Here is a 15685-nt window from a genome sequence, read left to right as displayed (position 1 = left end):
GTTGCAGCGGAGCCAAGAGTCTGGCAAACTTGTCTAGTTCAACATTTCGGAACGAGTGCTCATACGTGTGCTCCGAACGGATCACTGCCAGGCAGTGCATAGCCCACCGCGAGGTCGTCAATTCGACCGGCGGCAGATGGTTAGGCCGCGGGTAGAAGAACAAAGCTTAATCGATCACCTTCGGGAACATGGGTCATCCATGTCTCCGATTCGGGCGACACGCCCGAGCGCGGGGGTCGGTGAGTTGACAGAAGAAAAGTGTTGCAAGAGCAGCGGCGTAACGCCTGGCGTTCGTCACCCGCGTCCAATGCGAGGCCGGTTCCTTCGGGTATCGGGCTCGTACGACGCCATAACAAGAGAGTGAGTCAGACATGGCGGGACAGAAGATCCGCATTCGGCTTAAGTCGTATGACCACGAGGTCATCGACACCTCGGCGCGCAAGATCGTCGACACCGTGACCCGCGCGGGCGCGACCGTGGTCGGCCCCGTGCCGCTTCCCACCGAGAAGAACGTGGTGTGCGTCATCCGTTCGCCCCACAAGTACAAGGACAGCCGCGAGCACTTCGAGATGCGCACGCACAAGCGCCTCATCGACATCATCGACCCGACGCCCAAGGCCGTCGACTCGCTCATGCGTCTCGACCTGCCGGCCGACGTCAACATCGAGATCAAGCTCTAGGGGGGATCATGTCTGCTATCGAGACCAAGATTTCCAGGGGCCTGCTCGGCAAGAAGCTCGGCATGACCCAGGTGTGGGACGAGAACAACAAGCTCATCCCCGTGACCGTGATCGAGATCACCCCGAACGTGGTCACCCAGATCCGCACCCCCGAGGTCGACGGCTACAACGCTGTGCAGATCGCGTTCGGCCAGATCGACCCGCGCAAGGTCACCAAGCCGTCCGCCGGTCACTTCGACAAGGCCGGTGTCACCCCCCGTCGTCACCTCACCGAGGTCCGCACCGCCGACGCCGCCGACTACGCGGCCGGCCAGGAGCTGACCGTCGACGCGACCTTCGAAGCCGGCCAGCTGGTCGACGTCGTCGGAACGTCGAAGGGCAAGGGCTTCGCCGGTGTCATGAAGCGACACAACTTCAAGGGTGTCTCCTCTTCGCACGGTTCGCACCGCAACCACCGCAAGCCGGGTTCCATCGGCGCCTCTTCGACCCCGAGCCGTGTCTTCAAGGGCATGCGCATGGCCGGTCGTATGGGTGGCGAGCGCGTGACCGTCCTGAACCTCAAGGTCCAGGCCGTCGACGCCGAGAAGGGCCTCCTGCTGGTCAAGGGCGCCGTTCCCGGCGCACGCGGCCGCATCGTTTTCGTCCGCAACGCAGTGAAGGGGGCCTAGTCGTATGGCTACCTCGATTGACGTCCTCGATGTCAAGGGCAAGAAGGCGGGCTCCGTCGAGCTGCCCGCCGACCTGTTCGACGTCCAGACCAACATCCCGCTGATCCACCAGGTGGTCGTCGCCCAGCTCGCCGCAGCGCGCCAGGGCACCCACAAGACCAAGCGTCGTGGTGAGGTCTCCGGTGCCGGCCGCAAGCCGTTCAAGCAGAAGGGAACCGGTCGCGCTCGTCAGGGCTCGATCCGCGCCCCTCAGATGACCGGTGGTGGCATCGTCCACGGACCGGTGCCCCGCAGCTACGCGCAGCGCACCCCCAAGAAGATGATCGCCGCCGCTCTGCTCGGTGCACTCAGCGACCGCGCCCGCGGCAGCCGTCTGCACGCTGTGGAGTCGCTCGCTCTCGGTGAGACCCCGTCGACCAAGGCCGTGGTGGAGTACCTCACCGGTGTCGCCACCTCCAAGCACGTCCTGATCGTGCTCGAGCGCGACGACGCTGTGAGCGCCAAGAGCGTCCGCAACATCCCCACCGTGCACACGCTGCACTACGACCAGCTGAACGCCTACGACGTCCTGGTGAGCGACGACATCGTCTTCACCAAGGGCGCCCTCGAGGCCTTCATCGCTTCGAAAACAGCAAGCACAGCGACCAAGAAGGAAGAGGTGGACGCGTAATGGCCGTCAACAAAGACCCGCGCGACGTCATCATCGCTCCGGTCGTCTCTGAGAAGAGCTACGGACTCATCGACGAAGGCAAGTACACCTTCCTCGTCGACCCGCGTTCGAACAAGACCGAGATCAAGCTCGCCATCGAGAAGATCTTCAAGGTCGAGGTCGCGTCGATCAACACCCTGAACCGTCAGGGCAAGACCCGCCGCACCAAGTTCGGTGCCGGCAAGCGCAAGGACACGAAGCGTGCGATCGTCACGCTGAAGTCCGGTTCCATCGACATCTTCACGGCAGTTGGCTAAGGCCGGGATCTAGAGGAAAACAGACATGGCTATTCGTAAGTACAAGCCCACGACCCCCGGTCGTCGCGGTTCGAGCGTTGCCGATTTCGCTGAGATCACCCGGTCGACGCCTGAGAAGTCGCTGCTTCGCCCGCTCTCCAAGACCGGTGGCCGCAACAACCAGGGCCGCATCACCACCCGCCACATCGGCGGTGGGCACAAGCGTCAGTACCGCGTCATCGACTTCCGTCGTAACGACAAGGACGGCGTCAACGCCAAGGTCGCTCACATCGAGTACGACCCCAACCGCACCGCACGTATCGCGCTGCTCCACTACGTGGACGGCACCAAGCGCTACATCCTGGCCCCGAACAAGCTGTCGCAGGGCGACATCGTCGAGTCGGGTGCAGGCGCGGACATCAAGCCGGGCAACAACCTGCCGCTGCGCAACATCCCGACCGGTACCGTGATCCACGCGATCGAGCTCAAGCCGGGCGGCGGCGCCAAGATGGCCCGCTCCGCCGGAGCTTCGGTTCGTCTCGTCGCCAAGGACGGCCCCTACGCGCAGCTCCGCCTGCCGTCGGGTGAGATCCGCAACGTGGATGCCCGCTGCCGCGCCACCATCGGCGAGGTCGGCAACGCCGAGCAGTCGAACATCAACTGGGGCAAGGCCGGCCGTATGCGCTGGAAGGGCGTCCGTCCGACCGTCCGTGGTGTTGCCATGAACCCGATCGACCACCCGCACGGTGGTGGTGAGGGCAAGACCTCCGGTGGACGTCACCCGGTCAGCCCGTGGGGCCAGAAGGAAGGCCGCACCCGCCACCCGAACAAGGAAAGCGACAAGCTCATCGTTCGTCGTCGTACCGCCGGCAAGAAGCGTAAGTAGGAGTAGAAGATGCCACGCAGTCTCAAAAAGGGCCCCTTCGTCGACGACCACCTGCTTCGCAAGGTCGTCACGGCGAACGAAGCCAACAGCAAGAACGTGATCAAGACCTGGTCGCGCCGCTCGATGATCGTCCCGGCCATGCTGGGTCACACCATCGCGGTGCACGACGGTCGCAAGCACATCCCGGTGTTCGTCACCGAGACCATGGTTGGGCACAAGCTCGGAGAGTTTGCTCCCACCCGCACCTTCCGTGGACACGTGAAGGACGACAAGAAGGGTCGTCGCCGCTAACGCGGTGGCGTAAGGAGGAGAGAAATGGTGGAGTCGATCGCACGCGTGCGTCACATCCGCGTGACCCCCCAGAAAGCTCGTCGCGTCGTCAACCTGATTCGCGGCAAGCAGGCACAGGAGGCCCTGGCCATCCTGAAGTTCGCACCGCAGGGTGCGAGCGAGCCGGTGTACAAGCTCGTCGCCTCGGCGATCGCCAACGCGCGAGTCAAGGCCGACGCTTCGAACACCTACCTGGACGAGCAGGACCTCTACGTGAGCAGCGCATTCGTTGACGAGGGCACGACCCTCAAGCGTTTCCAGCCGCGCGCTCAGGGGCGGGCCTTCCGCATCAACAAGCGCACCAGCCACATCACGGTCGTCCTCGCGACGCCGGACGAGGTCCAGGCTGCCAAGTCAAAGGCCAGCACTTCGAAGAAGGCGAGCAAGTAATGGGTCAGAAAGTCAATCCATACGGCTTCCGTCTGGGAATCACCACCGACCACGTGTCGCGTTGGTTCTCCGACAGCACCAAGCCGGGCCAGCGTTACAGCGACTACGTCGCAGAGGACGTCAAGATCCGTCGTCTGCTTCAGACGTCGCTCGACCGCGCGGGAGTCTCGCGCATCGAGATCGAGCGCACCCGTGACCGTGTCCGCGTCGACATCCACACCGCCCGTCCGGGCATCGTGATCGGTCGCCGTGGCGCCGAGGCCGAGCGCATCCGCGCCGACCTCGAGAAGCTCACGAAGAAGCAGATCCAGCTGAACATCCTCGAGGTGAAGAACCCCGAGGCCGACGCTCAGCTCGTCGCTCAGGGCATCGCCGAGCAGCTCTCCGCACGTGTGGCCTTCCGCCGCGCGATGCGCAAGGGTCTGCAGGGCGCCCAGCGCGCCGGCGCCAAGGGTGTCCGCATCCAGGTGTCCGGCCGTCTCGGCGGCGCTGAGATGAGCCGCTCGGAGTTCTACCGCGAGGGCCGCGTGCCCCTGCACACGCTCCGCGCCAACATCGACTACGGCTTCTACGAGGCCAAGACCACGTTCGGTCGCATCGGTGTCAAGGTGTGGATCTACAAGGGCGACATCACGAACAAGGAACTCGCTCGCGAGCAGGCGAACACCAAGTCGACCCGCCCCGAGCGCAACGACCGTCCGCGTCGCGGCGGACGGGGCAACGCCCCGGCCGAGACCGCGCCGGCGGCGGCAGGAGTTGAGGCATAACCATGTTGATCCCACGTAGAGTCAAGCACCGCAAGCAGCACCACCCCGGCCGTTCCGGCCAGGCCACTGGTGGCACCAAGGTGTCGTTCGGTGAGTTCGGCATCCAGGCCCTGACCCCCGCGTATGTGACGAACCGTCAGATCGAGTCCGCTCGTATCGCGATGACCCGTCACATCAAGCGTGGTGGAAAGGTGTGGATCAACATCTACCCCGACCGTCCGCTCACGAAGAAGCCTGCCGAGACCCGCATGGGTTCCGGTAAGGGTTCGCCCGAGTGGTGGGTCGCCAACGTCAAGCCGGGCCGGGTCCTCTTCGAGGTCTCGGGCGTCAACGAGGAACTTGCTCGTGAGGCGATGACCCGTGCAATTCACAAGCTGCCCCTCAAGGCACGCATCATCAAGCGCGAGGAGGGCGACGCGTAATGGCGATCGGATCCAAGGAGCTCGCATCCGTCGAGCTCGACACTTTCGAAGACGAGCGACTCGTCGACGAGCTGAAGAAGGCTAAGGAAGAGCTGTTCAACCTGCGCTTCCAGTCGGCCACCGGCCAGCTCGAGAGCCACGGCCGCCTGCGTGCGGTCAAGCGCGACATCGCTCGTATCTACACGGTCATCCGTGAGCGTGAGCTCGGCATCCGGGCCACCCCGGCCCCCGCCGAGGTCGCTCCCAAGGCCGAGAAGAAGACCACCAAGGCCAAGAAGGAGGCGGCTCCGGCCGCCGCCGAGGCCGAGACTGAGACTGAGGAGGCCAAGTAATGGCTGAGACCACCAAGGCTGCGGCCGCGGAGTCGGCGGCCGACGAGGCCCTCGCTCGCGGTTACCGCAAGGCCCGCCGCGGTTACGTGACCAGCGACAAGATGGACAAGACCATCGTCGTCGAGGTCGAAGACCGCGTGAAGCACCCCCTGTACGGCAAGGTCATCCGCCGCACCTCCAAGGTGAAGGCGCACGATGAGAACAACACCGCCGGCATCGGCGACCTCGTCCTCATCAACGAGACCCGTCCGCTGAGCGCCTCCAAGCGGTGGCGCCTGGTTGAGATTCTGGAGAAGGCCAAGTGATTCAGCAGGAGTCCCGACTCAAGGTCGCCGACAACACGGGAGCGAAAGAGCTGCTCACCATCCGTGTTCTCGGTGGCTCGGGTCGCCGTTACGCCGGCCTGGGCGACACGATCGTCGCCACGGTCAAGGACGCGATCCCCGGCGGCAACGTCAAGAAGGGCGACGTCGTCAAGGCTGTCATCGTGCGCGTGGTCAAGCAGACCCGTCGTGCCGACGGCTCGTACATCAAGTTCGATGAGAACGCCGCAGTGATCTTGAAGAACGACGGTGACCCCCGCGGCACCCGTATCTTCGGACCGGTCGGTCGCGAGCTTCGCGACAAGAAGTTCATGAAGATCATCTCGCTGGCACCGGAGGTTATCTAAGTCATGGCGAAGAACATCAAAAAGGGTGACCTCGTCCAGGTGATCTCGGGCGCGAGCCAGGCTCGCGGCGGAGACAAGGGCAAGCAGGGTCGCGTCATCGAGGTGCAGGTCGAGAAGAACCGCGTCATCGTCGAAGGTGTCAACTTCGTCACCAAGCACGTGCGCGTCGGCCAGACGCAGCGTGGCACGAAGACCGGCGGCATTGAGACGCACGAGGCTCCGATCCACGTTTCGAACGTGGCGCTCGTCGACCCCGACACCAAGAAGCCGACCCGCGTCGGCTTCCGCTCCGAGACCGTGACGAAGGACGGCGTCTCCAAGACGGTCCGCGTTCGTTACGCCAAGAAGTCAGGTAAGGACCTGTAATGACCGACACTGCAACCGCTGCTGGCAAAATCCAGCCGCGTCTCAAGCAGAAGTACAAAGACGAGATCTCGGCTCAGCTGAGCAAGGACCTCGGCTTCACCAACCCGCACCAGGTGCCGGGCCTCGTGAAGATCGTCGTCAACATGGGTGTCGGCGAGGCAGCTCGCGACGGCAAGATCATCGACGGCGCGGTCACCGACCTCACCAAGATCACCGGCCAGAAGCCGCAGGTCACCAAGGCTCGCAAGTCCATCGCGCAGTTCAAGCTGCGCGAGGGTCAGCCGATCGGTGCACACGTCACGCTGCGCGGCGACCGGATGTGGGAGTTCCTCGACCGGCTGCTGTCGCTCGCGCTTCCCCGTATCCGCGACTTCCGCGGTCTCTCGGACAAGCAGTTCGACGGCACCGGCAACTACACCTTCGGTCTCACGGAGCAGGCGATGTTCCACGAGATCGACCAGGACCGGATCGACCGTGTTCGCGGAATGGACATCACTGTGGTGACCACCGCGAAGAACGACGAAGCGGGTCGCGCGCTGCTCAAGGCGCTGGGCTTCCCCTTCCGTTCGAACGAGACCGTCTAGTTCTCACCCTGTCGGGCCGGCCGATCCGGCCGGCCCGCTTCCACCACAGGTCGTCAGTCGTGTAACGGCTGAACGAAACCTGGTGAACAAAGGAAACACCGAAATGACAATGACAGATCCGGTCGCAGACATGCTGACCAGACTGCGCAACGCGAACTCGGCGCACCACGACACCGTGTCGATGCCGCACTCGAAGCTCAAGGCGCACATCGCCGACATCCTCAAGGCCGAAGGTTACATCGCCGGCTGGGAGGTCTCGGATGCACGCGTGGGACAGACTCTGACCCTGAGCCTCAAGTTCGGACCGAACCGCGAGCGTTCCATCGCCGGAATCAAGCGCGTCTCGAAGCCCGGCCTTCGCGTCTACGCGAAGTCGACTGAGCTCCCCAAGGTGCTCGGCGGGCTCGGCGTCGCCATCCTGTCCACCTCCTCCGGTCTTCTGACCGACCGGCAGGCTGAGAAGAAGGGCGTGGGTGGGGAAGTCCTCGCCTACGTGTGGTAGTTCGTCATGTCGCGTATTGGAAGACTCCCCATCGACATCCCCAGCGGTGTCGATGTGAACATCGACGGCCAGGCCGTCACCGTCAAGGGCCCGAAGGGTGAGCTCTCGCTCACCGTCGCGAGCCCGATCGAGGTCAAGCTGGAAGAGGGCAAGGTGCTCGTCACCCGTCCCGACGACGAGCGCGCATCGCGTTCGCTCCACGGCCTGACCCGCACCCTGATCAACAACCAGATCATCGGCGTCACCGAGGGCTACTCCAAGGGACTCGAGATCGTCGGCACCGGCTACCGCGTCGCGCAGAAGGGTGCGGGCGTCGAGTTCGCGCTCGGTTTCTCGCACCCGGTGAACGTCGAGCCGCCCGCGGGCATCACCTTCACCGTGGAGGGCAACAACAAGCTCACCGTCAGCGGCATCGACAAGCAGGCCGTCGGTGAGGTCGCCGCCAACATCCGCAAGATCCGCAAGCCCGAGCCCTACAAGGGCAAGGGTGTGCGCTACGCCGGCGAGGTTGTCCGTCGCAAGGCCGGAAAGGCTGGTAAGTAACCATGGCTCTCGGAACCAGAGGAAAGAGCAAGTCCGCAGCGCGTGACCGTCGTCATGCCCGGCTTCGCAAGAAGGTCGAGGGCACCGCGGTCCGTCCGCGTCTGGTCGTCAACCGTTCGGCCCGTCACGTCTTCGTGCAGGTCGTGGACGACGCCCAGGGTCACACCCTCGCGTCGGCGTCGACCATGGAGGCGGACCTCCGCAGCTTCGACGGTGACAAGACCGCCAAGGCGCGCAAGGTCGGCGAGCTCGTCGCCGAGCGCGCGAAGAGCGCGGGCATCGAGGCCGTCGTATTCGACCGTGGTGGCAGCAAGTACGCGGGTCGCGTCGCTGCTGTCGCCGAGGGAGCTCGAGAGGGTGGATTGAACCTGTGAGCGAAGCAGAGAACAACAAGGAGCAGACTGTGGCCGCAGAGGCGCCGGTGGAGACCGCCGCATCCACGACCAGCACCCAGAACGAGCCTCGTGAGGCTCGTCGTGGTGGCCGTGAGCGCAACCCCAACCGTGATCGCGGTAGCCGCGACCAGGACAAGAGCCAGTTCCTCGAGCGCGTTGTGACCATCAACCGCGTCTCGAAGGTCGTCAAGGGTGGTCGTCGCTTCAGCTTCACCGCTCTGGTGGTCGTCGGAGACGGCAACGGACTGGTCGGCGTCGGCTACGGCAAGGCCCGTGAGGTCCCGCTGGCGATCTCGAAGGGCGTCGAAGAGGCGAAGAAGAACTTCTTCCGCGTCCCCCGCGTCGGAAACACCATCCCGCACCCCGTGCAGGGTGAGGCCGCTGCCGGTGTGGTGCTCCTGCGCCCCGCCGCCGCCGGTACCGGTGTTATCGCCGGTGGCCCCGTGCGCGCCGTGCTCGAGTGCGCCGGCATCCACGATGTCCTCAGCAAGTCGCTCGGCTCGTCGAACACGATCAACATCGTGCACGCGACCGTCGCGGCCCTGCAGCAGCTCGAGGAGCCTCGCGCTGTCGCTGCGCGCCGTGGACTCGACTACGACCAGGTCGCCCCCGCGCGTCTGCTTCGTACCGAGGCAGCGCTGGCCGAGGCCGCCGCTACCGCGAAGGCAGGTGCCTGATGGCTGCTCGTCTGAAGATCACGCAGATCAAGTCCAAAGTAAGTGAGAAGCAGTACCAGCGCGACACGCTTCGCAGTCTGGGACTCAAGCGCATCGGTGATGTCGTCGTTCGTGAGGACAACTCGCAGAACCGCGGGTACGTCAACACCGTCGCTCACCTGGTGAAGGTCGAGGAGATTGACTAATGGCTGACGATAAGGAAGCAACCACGAAGGCTGCTGCTAAGCCGGCCGCCGAGAAGAAGGCTCCGGCCAAGGCCGCTGCCGCGAAGGCTCCGGCCAAGGCCGCTGCTGCGAAGGCGCCGGCCAAGGCCGCCGCCGACAAGCCCGCTGCCGTGAAGAAGGCGCCCGCCAAGGCCGCCTCCTCGTCCAAGGCCGCGGCTTCGAAGGACGAGACCACCGCGGCCAAGGCTGAGAAGCCCGCCGCCAAGGCTCCCGCCAAGAAGGCCGATGCCCCGGAGACTCGCGAGCACGTGCTCAAGGTCCACCACCTGCGCCCCGCAGCCGGTTCCAAGAAGGACCGGACCCGCGTCGGACGTGGTGAGGGCTCCAAGGGTAAGACGGCCGGCCGCGGTACCAAGGGAACCAAAGCGCGCTACTCGGTGCGCCCCGGTTTCCAGGGTGGCCAGCTGCCGTTCTACATGCGGGCTCCGAAGCTTCGCGGCTTCAAGAACCCGTTCCGCGTCGAGTACCAGGTCGTGAACCTGGAGAAGCTCGCCGAGCTCTACCCGTCGGGTGGTGACGTCACCGTCACCGATCTCGTCGCTAAGGGCGCCGTTCGCAAGAACGAGAAGGTCAAGGTTCTCGGCAATGGCGACATTGCGGTTAAGCTGAACGTTGCGGTCGACAAGGTCTCCGGCTCCGCCGAGCAGAAGATCGTCGCCGCAGGTGGTTCCGTCAAGTAACCACCAGGATCGCTGGAACCGCCGGTTCCGAGCGACCCCGTAAAGTAGTGCAGTCGGGTGACCAGGTCATCTGGTCACCCGGCTGACTCCTTACAGGAAAGCAGGACGCAACTTGTTTAGCGCCGTCGCGCGGATATTCCGCACGCCAGATCTTCGCCGGAAGATCGCCTTCACTCTGGGCATCATCGCCCTGTTCCGTCTGGGATCGTTCATCCCGGCACCGTTCGTCGACTTCGGCAACGTACAGGCCTGTCTCGCAGCCAACCAGGACACCTCCGGTCTCTACTCGCTCGTCAACCTGTTCTCGGGTGGCGCGCTCCTCAAACTCTCGATCTTCGCGCTCGGCATCATGCCGTACATCACCGCGTCGATCATCGTGCAGCTCCTGCGCGTGGTCATCCCACGGTTCGAGACCCTCTACAAGGAGGGCCAGGCCGGCCAGGCCAAGCTCACGCAGTACACGCGTTACCTCACGATCGCGCTCGGTGTGCTCCAGTCCACCACGCTGATCACGGTGGCCCGCAGCGGCGCCCTGTTCGGCACGACCGCCGTCTCGCAGTGCACCCAGCTGATCACGGACGACTCCTGGTACGCGATCATGCTCATGGTCGTCACCATGACCGCCGGCACCGGCCTCATCATGTGGATGGGCGAGCTCGTCACCGAGCGCGGCATCGGCAACGGCATGTCGCTGCTCATCTTCACGTCGATCGCCGCTCAGTTCCCCAGCTCGCTCTGGGCCATCGCGCAGTCGCAGAACGTCGAGACCCTGATCGTCGTGCTCGCCATCGGGTTGCTGATCGTGATGGCGGTGGTGTTCGTCGAACAGTCGCAGCGGCGCATCCCTGTGCAATACGCAAAACGGATGGTCGGCCGGCGCACGTACGGCGGAAACAACACCTACATCCCGATCAAGGTCAACATGGCCGGCGTCGTGCCCGTGATCTTCGCGTCCTCGCTGTTGTACCTACCGGCGCTGATCGCGCAGTTCAACCAGCCGGCCGCCGGCAAGGCGCCCGCACCCTGGGTGACCTGGATCACGAACTACCTCACCAAGGGCGACCACCCGCTCTACATGCTGCTGTACTTCCTCCTCATCGTGGGCTTCACGTACTTCTACGTGGCCATCACGTTCAACCCGGAAGAAGTGGCCGACAACATGAAGAAGTACGGCGGATTCATCCCGGGCATCCGTGCCGGCCGACCCACCGCCGAGTATCTCGACTACGTGCTCACCCGCGTGACGCTCCCCGGAGCGATCTACCTGGGGTTGATCGCGCTGATACCTCTGATCGCCTTCGCGGTGCTGGGCGCCAGCCAGAACTTCATGTTCGGGGGTACGTCAATCCTGATCATCGTCGGTGTCGGTCTCGAGACGGTCAAGCAGATCGACTCGCAGCTCCAGCAGCGGCACTATGAAGGGCTCCTGCGATGACCCGGATGCTGATCGTAGGACCTCCCGGAGCAGGCAAGGGAACGCAGGCGTCGCGCATCACGGCCACCTACGGGATCCCCGACATCTCCACAGGCGACATCTTCCGCGAGAACATCAAGAACGAGACGCCGCTCGGCGTTCAGGTCAAGAACATCGTGGATGCCGGCGACTACGTTCCCGACAGTCTCACCAACGAGCTCATCACCAACCGTCTGATGGAGGACGACGCCCGCAACGGCTTCCTCCTCGACGGCTACCCGCGCACGCCGGAGCAGGTCCACTACCTCGACGCGCTGCTGCAGAGCAACGACCAGAAGCTCGACGCTGTGATCCAGCTCGTGGCCGACCAGGACGAGATCGTCTCCCGCCTCACCAAGCGTGCGCAGGAGCAGGGTCGCGCCGACGATTCGGAGGAGGCCATCCGGCATCGCCAGCAGGTCTACCTGCGCGAGACTTCCCCTCTGGTCGACGTCTACCGCGACCGTGGCCTGCTGGTCGAGGTCGACGGCCTCGGCAACGTCGACGAGGTGGCGGAGCGCATCAAGTCGGCGCTGTCCGCGCGCGGCATCATGCCCGTCGCCGAGCGCGACGAGTCGGTGGCGTAGGAGCGTTGGTCTTCAAGCGTTCGATCTACAAGTCGCCCGCGCAGCTCCGGCTGATGGTGGCGCCCGGTCTGGCGACCGCAGCCTCCCTCGACGCCGTGCAGAATGCGGTGTCGGCCGGAATGTCGACGCTCGAGCTCGACGAGCTCGCCGAGCAGGCGATCCTCGCGGCCGGCGGGAAGCCGAACTTCAAACTGGAGCACGGCTACCACCACACGATCTGCTCCTCGGTCAACGACGAGGTGGTCCACGGGATCCCGGGTTCGCGCATCCTGCAGCCCGGCGACATCGTCTCGATCGACAGCGGCGCGATCCTCGGCGGCTGGAACGGCGACGCGGCGCGCAGCTTCGTGCTCCCCGACCCGGCCCGTCCGGCGGTGGTCGCTCAGCGGCGGACGCTCTCCGACGTGACCGAGCAGTCGCTCTGGCAGGGCATCGCGCGTCTCGCGACCGCCTCTCACCTCAACGAGGTGGGGGAGGCCGTCGAGGACTACATCCTCTCGCAGGGCGAGTACGGCATCCTGACCGACTACATCGGCCACGGCATCGGGCGCCGGATGCACGAGGACCCGCCCGTCTTCAACTACCGTGTGCGGGCGAAGGGCCCGGAGGTCAAGCCCGGGCTCGTCGTCGCCATCGAGCCCATGGTCGTGCTCGGTGCGCCGGACACCTACGTGAAGGATGACGGCTGGACCGTCGCCACGGAGGACGGCAAGCCGGCCGCGCACTGGGAGCACAGCGTCGCGGTGCATGACGACGGCATCTGGGTGCTCACGGCGGCCGACGGCGGGGCGGCCGGTCTGGCGCCCTTCGGCATCGTTCCGACAGCGATCGCGTAGTGCGCTCGCGCAGGGCGAACGCGGATCATACACAAGGATTCGCCAAACGCCAGTTAATCCCATAAGATTGATTCTTGGTGTCTTGGGCGCGCTTTTGTGTGCCCGACACCACTATCAACGCATGACCAGCAATCAATACTTTTAGCGACAGTGAGGCTATGGCCAAAAAAGACGGTGTCATCGAGATCGAAGGATCTGTTGTCGAAGCGCTGCCCAACGCGATGTTCCGCGTCGAGCTGACGAACGGCCACAAGGTTCTTGCCCACATCTCCGGCAAGATGCGTCAGCACTACATCCGAATCCTCCCCGAGGACCGGGTGATCGTGGAGCTGAGTCCATACGATCTGACCCGCGGCCGGATCGTCTACCGCTACAAGTAACGACTGCTGTAAGTAACGGCCGCGCCACCGGGTAGCCCCTGGCGCGGTACGAGGACAGCGAACAAAGGTACACAACAACATGAAGGTCAAGCCTTCCGTCAAACGAATCTGCGACAAGTGCAAGGTCATCCGTCGCAACGGACGGGTCATGGTCATCTGCGAGAACCCGCGCCACAAGCAGCGCCAGGGTTGATCGCGGTTCGGCCGGCGGGATCCGTCCCGCCGGCCGCCACAACTCAACAGCCACAACTCAATTCAGATAGAAGGCAACTCCAGATCCCACTTCGGTGGGGGACACCCTCGGTCGGAGGCCGGGGCACCCGAGTTGCTGCAGACCTCCACCCACTCACAGGAGAAAGCCACAATGGCACGTCTAGCAGGCGTTGACATCCCGCGCGAGAAGCGCGTGGAAGTCGCACTCACTTACATTTACGGCGTCGGCCGCACGCGGGCTCTGAAGACCCTCGCCGACACCGAGATCGACGGCAACATCCGCGTCAAAGATCTGAGCGACGAGCAGCTCGTCGCGCTCCGCGACTACATCGAAGGCAACTTCAAGGTCGAGGGTGACCTCCGCCGCGAGGTGGCAGCCGACATCCGCCGCAAGGTCGAGATCGGCAGCTACGAAGGTATCCGCCACCGCAAGGGCCTCCCGGTCCGCGGTCAGCGCACCAAGACCAACGCTCGTACCCGCAAGGGACCGAAGCGCACCGTGGCCGGCAAGAAGAAGGCTCGCTAGGCCTTAGCCAGCAGCCTCGCCTTTAGGATTCAGGAGAAATCATGGCAGCACCCAAGTCGGCCGTTCGCAAGCCGCGCAAGAAAGAAAAGAAGAACATCGCTGTGGGCCAGGCCCACATCAAGAGCACGTTCAACAACACGATCGTCTCGATCACCGACACCACCGGTGCGGTCATCAGCTGGGCGTCCTCGGGTGGCGTCGGCTTCAAGGGCTCGCGCAAGTCGACCCCGTTCGCCGCGCAGCTCGCTGCCGAGTCGGCCGCGCGCCAGGCTCAGGAGCACGGCATGAAGAAGGTCGACGTCTTCGTCAAGGGCCCGGGTTCGGGTCGCGAGACGGCGATCCGCTCGCTTCAGGCCGCGGGCCTCGAGGTCGGTTCGATCAACGACGTCACCCCGCAGGCGCACAACGGCTGCCGCCCGCCGAAGCGTCGTCGCGTCTAAGCTGTGCATCCTTTCGCGCAAGCGAGCGGCGGCGGCCGGTAGAACCGGCCGTCGCCGCTCGTGCGCGACACAACTCAATACCTACATCACGCAAGTGTCATATAGCGGACACTTAGCCGAAAGGAATCAACAGTGCTGATTGCACAGCGTCCTACGCTCGCCGAAGAGAACATCTCCGAGTTCCGCTCGCGGTTCGTGATCGAGCCCCTCGAGCCGGGCTTCGGTTACACCCTCGGCAACTCGCTTCGCCGCACCCTCCTCTCCTCGATCCCCGGCGCTGCCGTGACGAGCATCCGCATCGACGGTGTGCTGCACGAGTTCAGCACCGTCCCGGGTGTGAAGGAAGACGTCACCGAGATCATCCTGAACATCAAGGGTCTCGTCGTCTCGAGCGAGCACGACGAGCCGATCACGGCCTACCTGCGCAAGACCGGCTCCGGCCAGGTCACGGCGGCCGACATCTCCGCACCCGCGGGCGTGGAGATCCACAACCCCGAGCTCGTCATCGCGACGCTCAACGACAAGGCCAAGTTCGAGGTCGAGCTCACGATCGAGCGTGGCCGTGGCTACGTCTCGGCGACCCAGAACCGCAACGAGTACAGCGAGGCCGGTCAGATCCCGATCGACTCGATCTACTCGCCCGTGCTCAAGGTCACGTACCGCGTCGAGGCCACCCGTGCCGGCGAGCGCACCGACTTCGACCGCCTCGTGGTCGACGTCGAGACCAAGCCCGCGATCACCCCTCGCGACGCCATCGCCTCGGCCGGTCGCACCCTGACCGAGCTGTTCGGCCTCGCCCGCGAGCTGAACACCGCCGCTGAGGGCATCGAGATCGGCCCGGCTCCGGTCGACGCCGTGCTCAGCTCCGAGCTGTCGATGCCGATCGAAGACCTCGACCTCTCTGTGCGCTCGTACAACTGCCTCAAGCGCGAGGGCATCAACACGGTGAGCGAGCTCGTGTCGCTCTCGGAGACGCAGCTGATGAACATCCGCAACTTCGGCCAGAAGTCGGTGGATGAGGTCAAGGACAAGCTGACCGAGATGGGTCTTTCGCTCAAGGATTCGGTCCCCGGCTTCGACGGCGCCCACTTCTACAGCGGGTACGAAGAAGACGAGACCACCATCTGAGGCTTGTCTTCTCGACGACCCCGATGACACATCAACACTGCCGACTTTCAACACTGGAGAT

28 protein-coding genes are annotated in these 15685 nt (G+C 64.5%); all 28 read left to right on the top strand.

The window, feature by feature from the left end; genetic code table 11:
* Positions 1 to 371: 371 nt before the first annotated feature.
* Entirely contained in the window at positions 372 to 680 is a 309-nt protein-coding gene (rpsJ, locus tag ACFVV5_RS11410; protein ID WP_005050520.1) for a 30S ribosomal protein S10, read from the top strand.
* Between the two features lie 8 nt (positions 681 to 688).
* The gene (gene rplC / locus ACFVV5_RS11405) at positions 689 to 1348 is read left to right on the top strand and encodes a 50S ribosomal protein L3 (protein ID WP_387243552.1); all 660 of its coding nucleotides are present in this window, start codon (positions 689 to 691) and stop codon (positions 1346 to 1348) included.
* Between the two features lie 4 nt (positions 1349 to 1352).
* On the top strand, positions 1353 to 2018 hold the full coding sequence (gene rplD / locus ACFVV5_RS11400; RefSeq protein ID WP_387243549.1) for a 50S ribosomal protein L4: 666 nt from the start codon (positions 1353 to 1355) through the stop codon (positions 2016 to 2018).
* On the top strand, positions 2018 to 2314 hold the full coding sequence (gene rplW, locus ACFVV5_RS11395) for a 50S ribosomal protein L23 (protein WP_387243546.1): 297 nt from the start codon (positions 2018 to 2020) through the stop codon (positions 2312 to 2314). Before rplD ends, rplW begins: the two co-directional genes overlap by 1 nt.
* Before the next feature lie 25 nt (positions 2315 to 2339).
* The gene (gene rplB, locus ACFVV5_RS11390) at positions 2340 to 3179 is read left to right on the top strand and encodes a 50S ribosomal protein L2 (protein WP_387061917.1); all 840 of its coding nucleotides are present in this window, start codon (positions 2340 to 2342) and stop codon (positions 3177 to 3179) included.
* A gap of 9 nt (positions 3180 to 3188) precedes the next feature.
* Positions 3189 to 3470 (top strand): 30S ribosomal protein S19, encoded by a 282-nt coding sequence (gene rpsS, locus ACFVV5_RS11385; RefSeq protein WP_157157198.1) that lies wholly within the window; start codon positions 3189 to 3191, stop codon positions 3468 to 3470.
* Positions 3471 to 3494: 24 nt separating this feature from the next.
* Positions 3495 to 3899 carry a 50S ribosomal protein L22 gene (gene rplV, locus ACFVV5_RS11380; protein WP_387243543.1) on the top strand — a complete coding sequence of 135 codons (405 nt, stop codon included), beginning with the start codon at positions 3495 to 3497 and terminating at the stop codon, positions 3897 to 3899.
* Complete coding sequence (gene rpsC, locus ACFVV5_RS11375; RefSeq protein WP_387243540.1) at positions 3899 to 4666, top strand: 30S ribosomal protein S3; 768 nt, start codon at positions 3899 to 3901, stop codon at positions 4664 to 4666. Before rplV ends, rpsC begins: the two co-directional genes overlap by 1 nt.
* A gap of 2 nt (positions 4667 to 4668) precedes the next feature.
* Positions 4669 to 5088 carry a 50S ribosomal protein L16 gene (rplP, locus tag ACFVV5_RS11370; protein WP_271175709.1) on the top strand — a complete coding sequence of 140 codons (420 nt, stop codon included), beginning with the start codon at positions 4669 to 4671 and terminating at the stop codon, positions 5086 to 5088.
* The gene (gene rpmC, locus ACFVV5_RS11365; protein WP_387243536.1) at positions 5088 to 5420 is read left to right on the top strand and encodes a 50S ribosomal protein L29; all 333 of its coding nucleotides are present in this window, start codon (positions 5088 to 5090) and stop codon (positions 5418 to 5420) included. Before rplP ends, rpmC begins: the two co-directional genes overlap by 1 nt.
* Positions 5420 to 5725, top strand: a complete 306-nt coding sequence (rpsQ, locus tag ACFVV5_RS11360; protein WP_387243533.1) for a 30S ribosomal protein S17 — start codon at positions 5420 to 5422, stop codon at positions 5723 to 5725. Before rpmC ends, rpsQ begins: the two co-directional genes overlap by 1 nt.
* Complete coding sequence (rplN, locus tag ACFVV5_RS11355) at positions 5722 to 6090, top strand: 50S ribosomal protein L14 (RefSeq protein WP_271175706.1); 369 nt, start codon at positions 5722 to 5724, stop codon at positions 6088 to 6090. The genes rpsQ and rplN overlap by 4 nt, the downstream gene beginning before the upstream one ends.
* A gap of 3 nt (positions 6091 to 6093) precedes the next feature.
* Complete coding sequence (gene rplX / locus ACFVV5_RS11350) at positions 6094 to 6456, top strand: 50S ribosomal protein L24 (RefSeq protein ID WP_387243530.1); 363 nt, start codon at positions 6094 to 6096, stop codon at positions 6454 to 6456.
* Positions 6456 to 7040, top strand: coding sequence for a 50S ribosomal protein L5 (gene rplE / locus ACFVV5_RS11345; RefSeq protein WP_387243527.1), 585 nt, complete (start codon positions 6456 to 6458; stop codon positions 7038 to 7040). Before rplX ends, rplE begins: the two co-directional genes overlap by 1 nt.
* Before the next feature lie 103 nt (positions 7041 to 7143).
* Entirely contained in the window at positions 7144 to 7542 is a 399-nt protein-coding gene (rpsH, locus tag ACFVV5_RS11340) for a 30S ribosomal protein S8 (protein ID WP_387243524.1), read from the top strand.
* A gap of 6 nt (positions 7543 to 7548) precedes the next feature.
* Positions 7549 to 8085, top strand: coding sequence for a 50S ribosomal protein L6 (gene rplF, locus ACFVV5_RS11335; protein WP_387243522.1), 537 nt, complete (start codon positions 7549 to 7551; stop codon positions 8083 to 8085).
* Between the two features lie 2 nt (positions 8086 to 8087).
* The gene (rplR, locus tag ACFVV5_RS11330) at positions 8088 to 8459 is read left to right on the top strand and encodes a 50S ribosomal protein L18 (RefSeq protein WP_271175701.1); all 372 of its coding nucleotides are present in this window, start codon (positions 8088 to 8090) and stop codon (positions 8457 to 8459) included.
* A gap of 29 nt (positions 8460 to 8488) precedes the next feature.
* Positions 8489 to 9157 (top strand): 30S ribosomal protein S5, encoded by a 669-nt coding sequence (rpsE, locus tag ACFVV5_RS11325; RefSeq protein WP_387244143.1) that lies wholly within the window; start codon positions 8489 to 8491, stop codon positions 9155 to 9157.
* A complete protein-coding gene (gene rpmD, locus ACFVV5_RS11320; protein WP_271175700.1) occupies positions 9157 to 9342 on the top strand; it encodes a 50S ribosomal protein L30 in 186 nt (61 codons plus the stop codon). The genes rpsE and rpmD overlap by 1 nt, the downstream gene beginning before the upstream one ends.
* A complete protein-coding gene (gene rplO, locus ACFVV5_RS11315; protein WP_387243518.1) occupies positions 9342 to 10061 on the top strand; it encodes a 50S ribosomal protein L15 in 720 nt (239 codons plus the stop codon). Before rpmD ends, rplO begins: the two co-directional genes overlap by 1 nt.
* Positions 10062 to 10173: 112 nt before the next feature.
* Positions 10174 to 11496, top strand: coding sequence for a preprotein translocase subunit SecY (secY, locus tag ACFVV5_RS11310; protein ID WP_387243514.1), 1323 nt, complete (start codon positions 10174 to 10176; stop codon positions 11494 to 11496).
* Positions 11493 to 12101: an adenylate kinase gene (locus ACFVV5_RS11305; protein WP_387243511.1), complete on the top strand. Its 609-nt coding sequence runs from the start codon at positions 11493 to 11495 to the stop codon at positions 12099 to 12101. The genes secY and ACFVV5_RS11305 overlap by 4 nt, the downstream gene beginning before the upstream one ends.
* Positions 12102 to 12106: 5 nt before the next feature.
* Positions 12107 to 12937 carry a type I methionyl aminopeptidase gene (map, locus tag ACFVV5_RS11300; RefSeq protein WP_387243508.1) on the top strand — a complete coding sequence of 277 codons (831 nt, stop codon included), beginning with the start codon at positions 12107 to 12109 and terminating at the stop codon, positions 12935 to 12937.
* 158 nt (positions 12938 to 13095) lie between these two features.
* Positions 13096 to 13317 carry a translation initiation factor IF-1 gene (infA, locus tag ACFVV5_RS11295; protein ID WP_021759551.1) on the top strand — a complete coding sequence of 74 codons (222 nt, stop codon included), beginning with the start codon at positions 13096 to 13098 and terminating at the stop codon, positions 13315 to 13317.
* Positions 13318 to 13396: 79 nt separating this feature from the next.
* Complete coding sequence (rpmJ, locus tag ACFVV5_RS11290; protein WP_267181943.1) at positions 13397 to 13510, top strand: 50S ribosomal protein L36; 114 nt, start codon at positions 13397 to 13399, stop codon at positions 13508 to 13510.
* A gap of 171 nt (positions 13511 to 13681) precedes the next feature.
* Positions 13682 to 14056 (top strand): 30S ribosomal protein S13, encoded by a 375-nt coding sequence (gene rpsM, locus ACFVV5_RS11285; RefSeq protein WP_387243504.1) that lies wholly within the window; start codon positions 13682 to 13684, stop codon positions 14054 to 14056.
* Positions 14057 to 14097: 41 nt separating this feature from the next.
* Complete coding sequence (rpsK, locus tag ACFVV5_RS11280; protein ID WP_055821293.1) at positions 14098 to 14496, top strand: 30S ribosomal protein S11; 399 nt, start codon at positions 14098 to 14100, stop codon at positions 14494 to 14496.
* Positions 14497 to 14628: 132 nt separating this feature from the next.
* Positions 14629 to 15624 carry a DNA-directed RNA polymerase subunit alpha gene (locus tag ACFVV5_RS11275; protein WP_387243501.1) on the top strand — a complete coding sequence of 332 codons (996 nt, stop codon included), beginning with the start codon at positions 14629 to 14631 and terminating at the stop codon, positions 15622 to 15624.
* The last annotated feature ends 61 nt before the right edge of the window (positions 15625 to 15685 follow it).

Source organism: Leifsonia sp. NPDC058248 (assembly GCF_042881905.1).
Taxonomy (GTDB): Bacteria; Actinomycetota; Actinomycetes; order Actinomycetales; family Microbacteriaceae; genus Leifsonia.
This window is presented reverse-complemented; position numbering and strand designations above follow the sequence as displayed.